The organism is Athalassotoga sp. (assembly GCF_049965695.1).
GTDB lineage: Bacteria > Thermotogota > Thermotogae > Mesoaciditogales > Mesoaciditogaceae > Athalassotoga.
This window is the reverse complement of record NZ_JBMFWB010000004.1, coordinates 65,230-79,442: the sequence shown is the minus strand read 5'-3', so window position 1 is coordinate 79,442 and position 14,213 is coordinate 65,230. Positions and strand designations below refer to the sequence as shown.

General features: G+C 40.8%; 11 protein-coding genes. 3 read left to right on the top strand and 8 right to left on the bottom strand.

What is annotated here, in order from left to right:
- Positions 1-9: 9 nt before the first annotated feature.
- Positions 10-1,686: an excinuclease ABC subunit UvrC gene (gene uvrC / locus ACP5NR_RS02265; RefSeq protein WP_428004373.1), complete on the bottom strand. Its 1,677-nt coding sequence runs from the start codon at positions 1,684-1,686 to the stop codon at positions 10-12.
- Between the two features lie 2 nt (positions 1,687-1,688).
- Entirely contained in the window at positions 1,689-4,616 is a 2,928-nt protein-coding gene (locus ACP5NR_RS02260; protein ID WP_428004354.1) for an ABC transporter permease, read from the bottom strand.
- A gap of 113 nt (positions 4,617-4,729) precedes the next feature.
- On the opposite strand from ACP5NR_RS02260, the gene ACP5NR_RS02255 reads away from it, so the two are divergent.
- From ACP5NR_RS02255 to ACP5NR_RS02245, 3 genes are read left to right on the top strand one after another with little or no spacing between them, the layout of a single operon-like run.
- Entirely contained in the window at positions 4,730-5,809 is a 1,080-nt protein-coding gene (locus ACP5NR_RS02255; protein WP_428005885.1) for a Gfo/Idh/MocA family protein, read from the top strand.
- 8 nt (positions 5,810-5,817) lie between these two features.
- Entirely contained in the window at positions 5,818-6,558 is a 741-nt protein-coding gene (locus tag ACP5NR_RS02250) for a sugar phosphate isomerase/epimerase family protein (protein WP_428004352.1), read from the top strand.
- A 14-nt stretch (positions 6,559-6,572) separates the two neighbouring features.
- Positions 6,573-7,484 carry a sugar phosphate isomerase/epimerase family protein gene (locus tag ACP5NR_RS02245; protein ID WP_428004351.1) on the top strand — a complete coding sequence of 304 codons (912 nt, stop codon included), beginning with the start codon at positions 6,573-6,575 and terminating at the stop codon, positions 7,482-7,484.
- Between the two features lie 113 nt (positions 7,485-7,597).
- Here ACP5NR_RS02245 and ACP5NR_RS02240 read toward each other — a convergent pair whose 3' ends face one another.
- The 6 genes from ACP5NR_RS02240 to lon all read right to left on the bottom strand — a co-directional run bounded on the left by ACP5NR_RS02240 (position 7,598) and on the right by lon (position 14,213).
- Positions 7,598-8,884, bottom strand: a complete 1,287-nt coding sequence (locus ACP5NR_RS02240) for a TrpB-like pyridoxal phosphate-dependent enzyme (protein ID WP_428004350.1) — start codon at positions 8,882-8,884, stop codon at positions 7,598-7,600.
- A 483-nt stretch (positions 8,885-9,367) separates the two neighbouring features.
- Positions 9,368-9,841 carry a diacylglycerol kinase family protein gene (locus ACP5NR_RS02235; RefSeq protein ID WP_428004349.1) on the bottom strand — a complete coding sequence of 158 codons (474 nt, stop codon included), beginning with the start codon at positions 9,839-9,841 and terminating at the stop codon, positions 9,368-9,370.
- Positions 9,838-10,479, bottom strand: a complete 642-nt coding sequence (locus tag ACP5NR_RS02230; protein ID WP_428004348.1) for a 2-oxoacid:acceptor oxidoreductase family protein — start codon at positions 10,477-10,479, stop codon at positions 9,838-9,840. Before ACP5NR_RS02230 ends, ACP5NR_RS02235 begins: the two co-directional genes overlap by 4 nt.
- Positions 10,476-11,297, bottom strand: coding sequence for a 2-oxoacid:ferredoxin oxidoreductase subunit beta (locus ACP5NR_RS02225; protein WP_428004347.1), 822 nt, complete (start codon positions 11,295-11,297; stop codon positions 10,476-10,478). Before ACP5NR_RS02225 ends, ACP5NR_RS02230 begins: the two co-directional genes overlap by 4 nt.
- Positions 11,298-11,302: 5 nt before the next feature.
- Positions 11,303-11,884, bottom strand: coding sequence for a ribosome biogenesis GTP-binding protein YihA/YsxC (yihA, locus tag ACP5NR_RS02220; RefSeq protein WP_428004346.1), 582 nt, complete (start codon positions 11,882-11,884; stop codon positions 11,303-11,305).
- Positions 11,874-14,213, bottom strand: a complete 2,340-nt coding sequence (gene lon / locus ACP5NR_RS02215; protein ID WP_428005884.1) for an endopeptidase La — start codon at positions 14,211-14,213, stop codon at positions 11,874-11,876. Before lon ends, yihA begins: the two co-directional genes overlap by 11 nt.

The following is a 14,213-nucleotide window of genomic DNA, read 5'->3' as shown; positions in this document are numbered from 1 at the left end:
TTTTGTGATTTAAATTTTCCCGAGATCTTGAACCAATTTTTGAGCTATTTTTTCCCCCACAACTTTTTTAATGTCTTCAAAAGGTGCTTTCTTTATGCCGTTAATACTTTTGAATTTCTTCAAAAGTGCTTTTTTTCTCTTTTGCCCTATGCCACGAATCGAATCAAGTTCAGATTTGATCATCTCTTTATCTCTCAAACTGTAATGATAAGAAGTCGCAAATCTGTGAGATTCATCTCTAACGGCTATGAGAATTCTCAAAGCCCCGTCATCCATTTTAAGGTGCAAATCGGATCTTTCGTCCGGGAAAACGATCCTTTCATCCTCTTTTGCCAATCCAACGATCTTTGCGTCTACATGCATCTCTTCAAGGGCATTTTTAACTGCGTTGACCTGACCTTTGCCGCCATCTATGAGCAGCAAATCCGGCAATGGATGTTTTGAATATCTGCGTCTGACAACCTGTCTCATGGATTCAAAATCATCTATTTTGGAAATGTTTGAGAGTTTATATTTCCTGTAAAATTTTTTGTTTGGTTTGCCGTCTTCGAAAGTTACAACCGAAGCGACCGTGAGATTCCCGTGAGTATGTGAAATATCGATTCCTTCTATGAACTTTGGAGGAGCATTTAGAGAAAGTAAGGACTGAAGTCTTTTAAGAGATTTATTTAGGAATTCCGCACTTTTTACGCGATCCTGTAAATTTTTGTAGGCTATTGAAATTAGATGTTTTTCGATTTCGTCATCCGCAATTTTTACCTTCGTTGAAAGCATTTTTGACCACTCAGCCATGCCCTTGAATCTTTTTTTTACGATTATCCTTTCAACGATCTCTTCTTCATGTCCGTAATACAATTTCATGAAATCATCGTAGTTGCCGTTTATTTCGAATTCGAGTTTTGCGAGCATCATGCCATTTCTTACCTTCAAAAGCACGGCGATGCCACTTTCTATGGCAATGACATCGAGACTTACAGATTCTGGAAGTTCAACTCCTTGATCCTGCAAAAACCATTCGAGTTTTTCGTACATCTTTTTCAATCTGAGCGCAGATTCAAACATCTCCATCTTGGAATAAACGGATATCCTTTCCTCTATCCATTTTTTCAATTCTTGAGAATTGCCGATGAAAAAAGATTTCGCAAGATCTATCCTTCGCGCGTACTCCGCTTTGGAGATGAACCCGGCGCATGGTGCGGAACACCTTTTCATACCGTATTCTATACACGGCCTTTTGACTTTCAAAAGGTCGTAATTGCAATTTCTTATCTGAAGAATTGGTTGAATTATCTCAAGGAGGGTTCTTAAAAAGTTTACGCTTGTGAATGGTCCTATGGCACCCGGAATTTTGTCGTGAGTTATCTCGATGTAAGGAAACTCATCTTTTGTAAAGGTAACGTAAGGGTAAACACGCGTATCTTTTAGTAAAACGTTGAATTTCGGTTTGTGAGTGTATATTAGATTTGCTTCTAAAAGCAATGCTTCCCTTTCGTTTGAAACCATTATGTATTCTAACTTGTCTGCCTCTAAAACTATTTTTTTAGCCTTTTCGGACGATCTCGATGAAAAATAAGAAAATAGCCTTTTTTTCAAATCCTTGGCTTTACCAACGTAGATGATTTTCCCCTTTGACCTGAAAATGTAAATTCCCGGGCTATCCGGAATATCCTTTATCTTTTCAACCATGATCACTCTCTGTACCTTAAAGCCTCCACGGGTGGCACTTTGGTCGCGTTTCTCGTCGGTATGAAAGTTGTCAAAACGGATATAAGATAGAAAACTATGCCAAGCAACAAAAATTGTTGCCATGGTATGTAAAGCGTACCGAGATTCAAAGTTGAATATATCAAATACGACGTGATTATTCCCGAGATAAATCCTATCAATATGCCGAGAATGACCACGAAATTTATCTCAAGGAAAAAACTTCTGAAGATCATGCCGCGACTGAAACCCAAGGCTTTTAAAATTCCAACGGTTCTTCTTCTTTCGTGCAAAGATTTGATTATAAGTATGGCAAGACCTATTATGCCGACCGAAAGACCGAAATATAGAAAAGTGTTTATTATGTTCACAAATCCATTTAGGATATTCGTGAATATCTCAACCGTTTGCTTTGAAAACAAGGCAAAGATGAACCTTGTTTTAAGAAAAGCCGTTAATTTTTGAAAATTATCGTATTGTTGAGCATCGTTGTTGCCCGCCAATTTTGTAAGCAAAAATTCGGTTGGCGAAAGTTTACCGAAGACGGAAGATGTCTTTACAGACGTGTAAAAACCCGCCGGAATTGCGTTATAATTGCCCTGGCTTTGAAGTATTCCGACGACGGTAAATGTCTTTGGATTTTTAAGCGCGGTGGAAGAAGATGTCACATTTTGAGATGATTGTGAAAAGTTGAAATTGGAGGCTCCTTCGTTTGATATTTGGACATTTTGGTTTACCTTCAAATCATTCAAACCAAGCACTGCAACTGTTCCGGGATGTGCGTCGATGTAATCGAAGAGCGATTTAAGATCTTTTATGCCGTTGATAGCGCTTTTAACCTGCAAGTCAAGGCCACCCACAAGTTGTTTGTTCAAAAGCACCATCTGGTAATCGCTTGACACTTTTCCATTTGAAAGATATTTCACAGAAATCATGGACATCGTGGCGTAATAAGTTATGTAGTCAAGATTTGACAGTTGAGAAGTGGCCACGTTTAAATTTCCAATTATGGGTATTCCAACAGTATCGTATCCACCGAAGATCGTAGATTTAGCCGAATTTATCTGAAGAGTCTCCGAATAAGGTATGACAGTCATAAGCGATATCACGAAGATGACTATCGAATACATCGCTATCGTAAGGCCGGTTCTTCTTTTATGCTGGGCTGTCTCCGCAACGGCAAGTTTTACCGAAGCACGGCTTTTTCTGGTAGAAAACAAACCGAGAAAACTGTCGAAAATTTCAAAGTTGTAAGAAAGCAAGAACAACGCTGCAAGTAATATCGAAAAACTTCTAAGACCAAGCAACCAGAGTGATTTGTCACTTTGAGACTCGATGTAAGGTATGAGATTAGAAGCAAAAGCAAAAACGACAACACCCAGAGAGAAGAAGTTCCCGACGATGCGCCTTAATCTCTTTTTGCTGAAAAACAAAGGGAAGATCAACGCGGAAATCATTATCCCACTGTAAGTCATTATGGCATTGGATGAAAAAATTGCAAAAATCGAAAAAATCACCGCTAAAGCAAAAAGTATAAAGATGATCAAAAATTGCTGACGTCTTTTTTCATTTTGCTCTGGAGGGATCTGCCTTATGGCTCTGACTATGTTAAGACGGCCAGTCCTGAAAGCCATGTAAATTAAAACAACGGATGGCACTATCAGACCGACGAGAAAGCCATAGATAAGTGAGAATATGCTGAAATGCAGTGAAAAAGAAAAGTTTCCGGTATTCATAAGAGGGGTAAATTCACTGCTGACGTTGCTTGCGAGATTTGAAAATTCATTTATCATAAACCACGCTATTCCGAGTCCGACAAAGACCCCTAAAAACGACGCGATCAATGAATAAACAAAGCCTTCAAAGTAAAGTATGAATCCAACCTTTCCCCTTGAAAAACCAATTGCCCTCAAAGTTCCAAGATCGCTGATTCTTTCATCTGAAAGCATGGTATAAACGTTTATAAGCAACAAAATACCTGCCGCGATAGAGAAACCGCTTAAAATCAAGAACAGCCATCCGATTTGACCTTGATTTATGTTCTTGATCTGATCATCCTTTACATTGTAAATTTTGACCGATACACCTGCGTCCTTGACGATTTGATCCACTTCGTTCGTGTATTGAGCGCTGCTTATGTAATCACCTTTGTTGGCGATGAGAATTTCGTTGTAACTGTCAAAGTTGAAAATGTTTTTCATCTGCTCTGTTGTCATGAAAATCGGAGAAGTTATTCCCTGAATATCTTTGTACCCGAGCACCCCATCTTCAGGCACAATACCTACTATTTTAAACTTTTGCGGGGCACCTAAGATGATTTGAAAAGGATTGATTATAGCCTCAAAAGTATCACCGACGTGCAATTTAAGAGAATCGGCAAAAGATTCGCCCACAACGACATCGTTTCCGGATAACGTGACATCAGGAAAGAGTTTTCCGCTGCCGAATTTTTTAAGTTGATCGACGTTGACTCCTATGAAACTAACCTGTGCTATTTTACTGGGATCAAGAGATTTTATCTGTCCAACGGGCGCAGCAACGGTACTTTTTATCATTATTGGCAAAACAGATTCAACGTATTTCGAGTTTGAAGATGAATTGATCAATTTTGAAAGATCGTCTTGAGAAAAATACGCATTTTTGTTGGGCGTTAAGACTTCGTCTATGGTACCAAGATTTTTTCTTATGCCGGCATACATGAAATATTGAAAAGAATCGTTTATAACGAAAGATCCGACTATAAAAGCAGTTCCGGTTAAAGAACCGGCGATTATCAAGAACATGGTCATCTTTCGTCTTGTGGCATTTCTAATTCCCATTTTTGCAAGAATACGCCATTTCAAAGCAAAAAGCAGGGTTACAACTATTATGCCGATAGCAATTACAGAAAGAACAAAGAAAGGGACTGTCACAACATTATCCTCCGAAGAATGCTTTTTAACAATTATATCATTTATTGTTATGAATCGCACTTTTTTTCAAAAAAGTATATAATACAAAAGATAAAGTCCAAGGAGGGATTAAATTGAAAGACAAAGTTAGAGTTGGAATAATAGGTTGTGGAGGAATTGCAAATGCAAAGCATTTACCAGCACTTTCCAAGATCGCAAATGTCGAAATCGTAGGATTTTGCGATCTCATCGAAGAAAGGGCTGCAAAGGCTGCCAAAGAATACGGATCAACAGATGCCAAAGTATACAAAGATTACAGAAAATTACTGGAGGATAAAACTATAGACGTAATTCATGTGTGCACTCCAAACAAATCTCATTCTGAAATCTCCGTTGCTGCAATGGAATCTGGAAAACACGTGATGTGTGAAAAGCCAATGGCAAAAGATTCAAAGGGTGCTGAAAAAATGGTCGAGACCGCAAAAAGGACGGGCATGAAATTAACCATAGGATATCAAAATCGCTTTAGAACCGATTCCCTTCATCTCAAAGAGATATGCAGAAGAGGAGATCTGGGAAAAATATATTACGCTAAAGCTCACGCCATAAGAAGAAGAGCCGTTCCGACGTGGGGCGTCTTTCTCAACGAAGACGAACAAGGTGGCGGTCCTTTGATAGATATCGGGACTCACGCGTTGGATCTGACACTTTGGATGATGAACAACTATGAACCCAAAAGCGTCGTTGGAACTACCTATCACGAGTTGTCAAATAAAAAGAACGCCGCAAATGCCTGGGGACCATGGGATCCCGCAAAATTCACGGTAGAAGATTCGGCATTCGGTTTTATAGTCATGAAAGATGGATCAACGATCATGCTAGAATCAAGTTGGGCTTTAAATTCATTAGATGTCGGAGAGGCTCAGACTGTACTTTGTGGCACCGAAGGCGGTGCTGACATGCAAGATGGTTTAAGAATAAACGGAGAAGAATTTGGAAGGCTGTTTGTCAAGAACGTTGAAGTTAACCTTAAAGGGGTTGATTTTTATTCCGGAGAAAAGTTAGAACCACAGGACGTTGAAGCGAGACAATGGATAGACGCTATCGCGAACGACAAAGATCCGCTCGTAAAACCCCAAGAGGCCTTTACCGTTACACGGATCCTTGAGGGTATATACGAATCGGCTAAAACGGGAAAACAATTCAATTTTTAGGAGGTGTCTTGATGATTCCAATGGCGCTTCAACTTTACACTTTGAGAGATGTCGCTGAGAAAGATTTCAGCGGAACTTTGAAAAGGGTTTCTCAAATAGGCTATACCGGTGTAGAATTTGCCGGATACGGTGGGATGGAAGCAAAAGATCTCAAAAATTTACTCGATGAACTGAACCTTAAGCCAGCCGGAAGCCATGTTGGCGTGGATGTGCTGACAACGGATTTAAAAAAAGTCATAGATTACAATTCTCAGATAGGAAATCATTTCATAGTTTGTCCGTGGCAAAAATACGCCACAAAGGACGATTTTTTATCATTCGCGAAAGTACTCAACGAGATAGGTCAAAAATGCCATGACAACGGATTAAAACTTTGTTACCACAACCACGCCCATGAATTTGAAAGATTTCAAGGTAATTATGGCCTTGATTTACTTTTTGAAAACACGGATCCCGATCTCGTGGATTTTGAAATAGACACCTACTGGGTTGAATATGCAGGAGCGGATCCGATTTCGTACATAAGAAAATTCGGCAAAAGAGCATCTTTACTTCACTTGAAAGACATGGAAAGGGTTGGAAAGGATTTTGCGGAAGTCGGAACAGGGATAATGGACATAAGAGGGATCGTTTCAACGGCAAAATTTGTGGGAACTAAATGGCTAATAGTCGAACAGGATAAATGTAAAAAAGACCCCTTTGAAAGTATAAAGATAAGTCTTGATAACCTGAAAAAAATCGACATATGAAGGAGTGAGAATGGATGAAACTTGGATTTTTAACCGTACCACTTGGAAATCTTGGCCTTGATGAAATTGCAAAGTGGGCTTCTGAAATTGGTTTTCAAACGCTTGAAATCGGTGCATGGCCAGTTGATAACAGGAGAGATTACTCGTCTTCAACTCTTGATGTCAAAACATTGGACGAAAAAAGGGCAAATGAGTTTAAAGCGCTTTTCAAAAAATACGGACTTGAAATTTCATCACTTGCTTACTATGATAACAACCTTGATACCGATCAAAATATCAGATCTGCACACATAGATCATCTTAAAAAGGTTATTGATGCGGCAAATTTACTCGGTGTGAAATACGTTGGCACTTTCATAGGCAGGGATATTGAAAAAGATATCGTCGGCAACATGAAAGAAATAGAAAAAGTCTTTCCGCCCGTTTTAGAGTACGCAAAACGCAAAAATGTCCAAATAATGATAGAAAATTGTCCGATGGTTGGATGGCAAAAATCTGGAATACCCGGGGAACTTTTTTATTCTCCCGAACTGTGGAGGGCAATATTCGAAATTTTACCGGATTTAAAGATCAACCTTGATCCTTCCCATCTGTACTGGCTTGACATAGATTACGTCGATGTTGTGAATGAATTTGCAGATAAAATAGTCCACACTCACGCAAAAGACACGCAGATTCTTCAGGACGGACTTTACGAGCATGGAATTTTCGGACCGCTCTTCAAAAACGGCAAAAATTGGTGGAGATATAGAATTCCAGGCCTTGGTGAAATAGATTGGAAATCTTTCATCTCGGCACTTCAGGAAAACGGCTACAACGGCGTTGTCAGTATCGAACACGAAGATCCAGTCTGGGAAGGTAGCATCGAGAAGGTTAAAAAAGGTCTTATACTTGGTTACAGGCATCTTTCTCAATTCATAATTTGAAAATGGCACATCTCAGCGGAAGGCAGGATGCCCTCGAAATGGCCTCCGCAAGCAGCGAAGACCATATATTGATGGGGCCACCCTGCCATTGTAGCGATTCGAAATTTGAAATCTTAATTTTGGTTGATATTTTTTACGTAAGAATTCAAATCGAGCAATCCGTGACCGCTGAAATTGAATACGATGACTTTTTTCTCCCCGCTTTCGGCGCACGCTTTTGCGTACCTTGCAACCCCGGCTATGGCATGGCTTGTTTCGGGAGCGGGAATTATGCCCTCGCTTACGGAAAAGAGTCTTGCCGAGTCAAATGCCTCTTCCTGAGAAATTGCAATGGCCTTCATGTACCCTTCTTTAACGAGGCGGCTTATTATCGGAGAAGCACCATGGTAGCGTAAGCCACCGGCGTAAATCGGAGGCGGAATGAATTCGGATCCAAGCGTGTACATCTTCAACATGGGAGTAAGATGGGCTGTATCTCCGTAATCGTATTTGTACTCTCCTTTTGTGAAAGATGGACATTCTGTAGGTTCGCATGCCACTATTTCAAGTGCATCTTTTTTCATCTTCAAAGGTATAAATGGGAGCGTAAAACCTCCAAAGTTTGATCCTCCTCCAAAACAACCTATGAGCACATCTGGCTCCTCTCCGGCAAGTTCCATTTGCTTTTTTGTTTCCTGACCTATCACCGTCTGATGAAGTAACACATGATCGAGCACACTGCCAAGGGAATAATGTGTCTTTCCTTTTGATAGGGCATATTCGATAGCCTCGCTTATTGCCATTCCAAGCGATCCCGTTGAATTCGGACTGCTTTCAAGTATTTGCTTACCGTAATTGGTGAAATCACTCGGACTCGGATGGATTTTACCGTTAAAAAGGTTTACCATGTACTTTCGCGCCGGCTTTTGTTCGAAACTGATCTTAACCATAAAAACGTTCACGTCAAGGTTGAAATACGATCCCGCAAAGGCAAGTGCGCTTCCCCATTGCCCTGCCCCCGTTTCTGTCGAGATCTTGTTGGTTCCCTCTTCAAGGTTGTAATATGCCTGTGCAAGTGCAGTGTTAAGTTTGTGACTGCCCGTAGGGCTAACGCTCTCGTTTTTGTAATAAATGTGTGCAGGTGTCTTCAACGCTTTCTCAAACCCAAAAGCCCTTACAAGCGGTGTGGGTCTGTAAAGTGCATAGGCTTCTCGGACCTTTTGCGGTATTTGAATCTCTTTTTCTTTCGTCCCTTCCTGAATGACAAGTGCTTTTGGAAAAAGCACTTCCAACTTTGACGGATCCATAGGTTTCATCGTTTGAGGATCGAGTGGCGGATCCATTTCAAATGGCAGATCCGCTTTGACGTTGTACCAGTACTTCGGTATATCTTCTCCCCTTAAATTTATGAATCTTTCCATACAAATTCCTCCCTTCAAAATGAAAATCGGGGATCTTTTTTAAAGATCCCCGACGCTGAAAAATTTATGGCAAAAGGCACACTACCCGCTCAGCATCAGGGGTTGTGCCACCACCAATTGTTCTGAATTTTAAGGTTCGAAATTCTTAAGTTACACATTTTATCACCTTAAAAATAGTTTATCATAAAAAAATAAACCTGTCAATATATGCTGAACCAACTTTAAATTCCGAATTACCGCTCCGGCAGGTGTTTTGGCAGGTAGCACGTGGCGGGTAGCTGGTGGCGCGTTGAAAAGGCGGACGGAGGCGGAGAGCATGATGCCGTGAGGTGGCCGACGCTGCGCAGCGAGGACCAGACACCGAAGGGCGAATGCGAGAGCCGACGCACAAAAAAGCACATAGCATATGGCTAATAGCCTATGGCAAAAACAAAACAGTGACGAGCAACGCGTGATGAGTGAACGGTAAAAACATAAATTGAATCAAAATTTTTTAGTTCTGTCATCTTTATCTTTATTTTTCCCATCTTTGATGAAGATGGATATTATAAAAACAAAAAACAGGTAAGCGAATAAGACCGAACTCGCGTAAACAGAAAGGTCAAATCCAAATCTTTTACCAAATATTATAATGGCCACGGTTATCGCAAATATAGACGCCGTCAGGACGCTACCGGCAGCCATGTCTTTCATGTGTTTAACCGCTTCATGGTACTGCGGATTCACGAAATCAAGGAACTCCTCAAAAAAAGAGTTAAAAGTCTCCGAAACAATGACGAGTGTTATGGCAAGAAAAATCCACAAAAATTCATCTACTTCGAGTTTTAAAAGCAAAGAAACGACTACCACTGCTGCGGCCGTTACAAAATGTATCTTCATGTTGCGCTGGGTTTTTAACGCATGACTCATGCCATTGAAGGCATATTTAAAACTGCTAAGTAAACTTCTTCTTTTCATTCAAAATTTATGTTTGTACCTTTTGAGTATGGAATTTTAAGATCTTCTCTCAATTCAAAGATTTTGTCAGACATTTTATATCCTTCGTCAAGCGCTTTTAAATTTTGATCGAGGTACTTGCCCGGAACATGTTCGATTACGGACTTTTTTAAAGATTCGTGATCCACTATTCTCGTAGTAGCGGCTATAAGGCCAAGACTCATCGTGTTTGAAAAAACCTGTCTTCCAAAAAGTTCTTCGGCTTTTTGAGTCAGAGGGACGGATACGATCTTCTTCGTTATGACCTTTACTGAGGGAGGTATTCCAGAACATGTTGAAGAATCGATGAAAAGTATCCCGTTATTTTTGAGATATTTGAAATGCGCTTTAAGTCCTATATCGTGCATCGCAAAAAATATGTCGAATGTTCTTGCCTGAGGGAAATCTATTGGTTCATTGAAGAAAAGCACATCACAATTCGTCAGACCACCTCTGACCTGAGCACCGTACGATTGAGTTTGTATGACCCACTTGCCTTCTTTTGAAAGGGCATCTGAAAGGATGGTGCCAAGCAACACGTTGCCTTGCCCTCCTATGCCTGATATTCTTATGCTGAAAGGTACTTCTATGGATTTTGAGGTGTAAAGGTTAACACTCATGATTTCACCTTCAAATTTTCTCTCAGTTTGTTATATTCTGAAACATAGCCGGGTTTTTGGATATCGACGAATTCTCCTATGATTATTTTCCCTTCAAGCGCTTTCTGATCCAGACTCTTTGCCTTTTCGAGTGAAATACCGCTCTCTTTGAAATATTGCATCATGCCCGGGGCATCACCGGATTTGTTGTATCTCCCGTAATATGTCGGGCATTGGGTAACGGCGTCGACGACGGACATGCCTTCATGTGCTATTGCTTTTTGAATGTATTTGACCATCAACATGTAATGGTAAGTCGTGGCACGTGCAATGTAAGTAGCGCCGGCAGTCTTTGCCATTTCAACTATGTCAAACGGCGCTTCAAGATTTCCGTAAGGAGCGGTCGTCGCCTTGTCTCCAAACGGAGTCGTTGGCGAATATTGTCCGCCCGTCATACCGTATATGTTGTTGTTGTAAATCACGACGGTAAGATCCATGTTTCTCCTGCAGGCATGTATGAAATGGTTTCCTCCTATTGCCATGGCATCTCCGTCACCGGTTATGACTATGACTTTAAGATCCGGCCTTGCAAGTTTTACGCCCGTGGCAAAAGCGATGGCTCTCCCGTGAAGCGTGTGCATCGTGTTGAAATCTATGTACCCTGTTGCCCTTGAAGAACATCCTATGCCTGAAACGACGGCTATGTTATCTTTTTGAAGACCGAGATTTTTTATGGCCTCCAACATCGCTTTGAGAACTATTCCATTTCCGCATCCAGGACACCATACCGTTGGCAAATGATTTCCTCTTAAATACTCAAGTGCTTCATCCTTGTTCAAAAACGTCACCTCTCGTTCTCAAAAATCTCTCTTAAAATCCCCTCTATTTCCTTTAATCCGTCTTTTGTGATGGAAGAAAAAGGTATGACACCTTTCACTCCCATGAAATCCTCTTCAACTGTTTTTACCTTCTTGGAAATTTGATTTTTTTTAATTCTATCGACTTTTGTCAGCACGATGAAAACATCCACGAAACTCTTGAAAAAATCAAAAGCCTCTAAGTCAGACCTTTGAGTTGGTATCATAGAATCGACAAGCAAAAAAATTCCTTTCAACGGTCTTTCACTTTTGAAATAATCGTCTACAAGTGACTGCCATTTTTGCCTTTCGATCTTTGACACCTTCGCATACCCGTAACCCGGAAAATCTATAAAATGATAAAAATCATTCACTTTGAAAAAGAGCAAAGACCTTGTTTTGCCCGGTGTTGAACTCGTTTTTGCTATTTGCCTGCCGAAGATCACGTTCAAAAGAGAAGACTTCCCAACGTTGGATCTGCCTACAAATGCGATCTCTCCTTTCAGAGGTTCAGGAAAGCCATCGTGATTATGCGCATCCGCGATTAATTCGACCTTTTCAACGAACATGATCTATTCCCAGGTCTATTTTCAAAGCCTCGCTGACATCTTCAACGTAATTTATCTTGATATCTGCAATCACATCTGCTTTCATCTTTTTAACCATAGGTTCATTGGCTTTTGGAACAATGACTTCTTTTATGCCAAACCTTTTTGCGGCAAGCAACTTTTCTCTTAAGCCCCCGATTGCCAAAACTTTACCGTTCAGCGTTATTTCTCCGGTCATCGCAACATCATTTCTTACAGGTTTTCCAGTTACAACCGAACATAAAGAGGTTAGAATTGCCACTCCGGCCGAAGGACCATCTTTTGGGATCGCACCTTCAGGGGCATGTATATGAAAATCATGGGTTTTAAAGAACTCCGCTTTATCCTGACAAAGATTTTTGCAAAGTGTCATTGCAATTGTCACAGATTCTTTCATGACATTTCCAAGATTACCGGTTATCAAAGTCTGAGAAGTTCCTGGAACTGCCGTTGCCTCGATCACAAGCACTTCTCCGCCGGCCGGTGTCCATGCAAGGCCAATGGTTTCACCGATGGTCGGTATCGCCGGTGTTTGGGATCTGACAAGCATCGGAGCACCCAACATCTCTTCGATTTCCTTTGATCCGATCGTTATTTTATCATCTTTGTTCATCGCATTTCTTGCGATTTTTCTCAAGAGTTTTGAGATTATCCTTTCGAGACCTCTGACTCCCGATTCAAGGGTGTAATCTTCTATCATCTTTTGCACGGCTTCATCTTTTATTTCGAGGTTAATGCCTTCCATACCATATTCTTTTCTCAGTTTGGGAATCAAAAATCTTTTCGATATTTCTATTTTTTCCTGAAATGTGTAACCGGGAATCTCGATTATTTCCATCCTATCGGCAAGAGCAGGCGGTATCGGCTCTACCGTGTTTGCGGTTGTGACAAAGACGACATCCGACAGATCAAACGGAATTTCAACGTAATTGTCTATGAAATGAGAATTCTCTTCCGGATCAAGCACTTCAAGCAAAGCGGCTGCCGGATCGCCTTGAAATGAAATTCCCATTTTATCTATTTCATCAAGCAGAATAACAGGATTTTTTACGCCCACCTTCACGATCGTTTGAATCAACCGGCCGGGCAGTGCTCCGATGTAAGTTCTCCTATGTCCTCTTATCTCGGCTTCATCCCTCATACCACCAAGAGAAATTTGGACAAATTTCCTGTTAAGCGCTTTTGCCAAAGACATACCAAGTGAAGTTTTACCCACCCCCGGAGGGCCAACAAGACAAAGTATCGGTGATTTGGCCGTACTGCTGAAATTTTTGATCGCTATGTAATCAAGAATCCTGTCTTTGACATCTTCAAGGCCGTAATGATCCGCTTCAAGCACCTTTGAAGCCCTTTTTACGTTCACGTCTTCTTTTGTCTTTTCGTACCATGGTATATCGAAAAGCCAATCAATGTAATTTCTTGAAACAGTTGCTTCGGGTGAAGCAGGATACATCTTTTCGAACCTGTTTATCTCTTTTTCTATGGTCCTTTTCACGTCAGTAGGATATTTTTTGCGTTTCAACTTTTCTCTCAATCCGTCCGCTTCGGATGTGTCATCTCCAAGTTCGTTTTTTATAGTTTCCATCTTTTCACGGAGATAAAACTCTTTTTGACCTTTATCTATTTTTTCTTTTACCTTATCATCGATATCGGCCTCGATCTTTAGAAACGCTATCTCTGAATTGAGGTATTTAAGAAACTCTATCATTCTGTCTCGTGGATCCACCAATTCGAGAAATCTCTGCTTATTCTCCAAACTCATTTCCGTGAAAGAAATTATGGTATCGACGAGTTTATCCGGCTCATCGATAAGGGCCAATTCCGAAACGGCATCTTCCGGAAGCCTTTTAGTCATATCGAAATATTTCATCGCTTTGCTTTTCAAAAGTCTTATGACGGCCGTAAGGTCTTTGGATTTTCTGACCTTTTTTTCAAGAGCCTCGTATTTGCAAAGCAAGAACGGATCCTTTTGAGTGTATTCCGTGATTTTAACGCGAATTATGCCCTCAGCCAGCGCTCTTATGCTGCCGTCAGGGAGTTTAACAAGTTGAAGCAAGCGCGAAAATGTTCCTATTCCGTAAAGATCTCCGACATCTGGAATTTGAACATTTTGGTTTTTTTGCGATACCAGTATAAGATAACGTTCTTCATTTTCCACAACCTTATCCAGTGCCTTTATCGCAGATTCTCTTTCAACATGAAAAGGTACCAATGCCGTCGGAAAAGCAACATCGTTGCCTTTTAACGGCACACATGGAAGTTCTTCAGGAGGTATTGCCACCTTTTCTTTGTACTTGGCAGTTCCATCCAT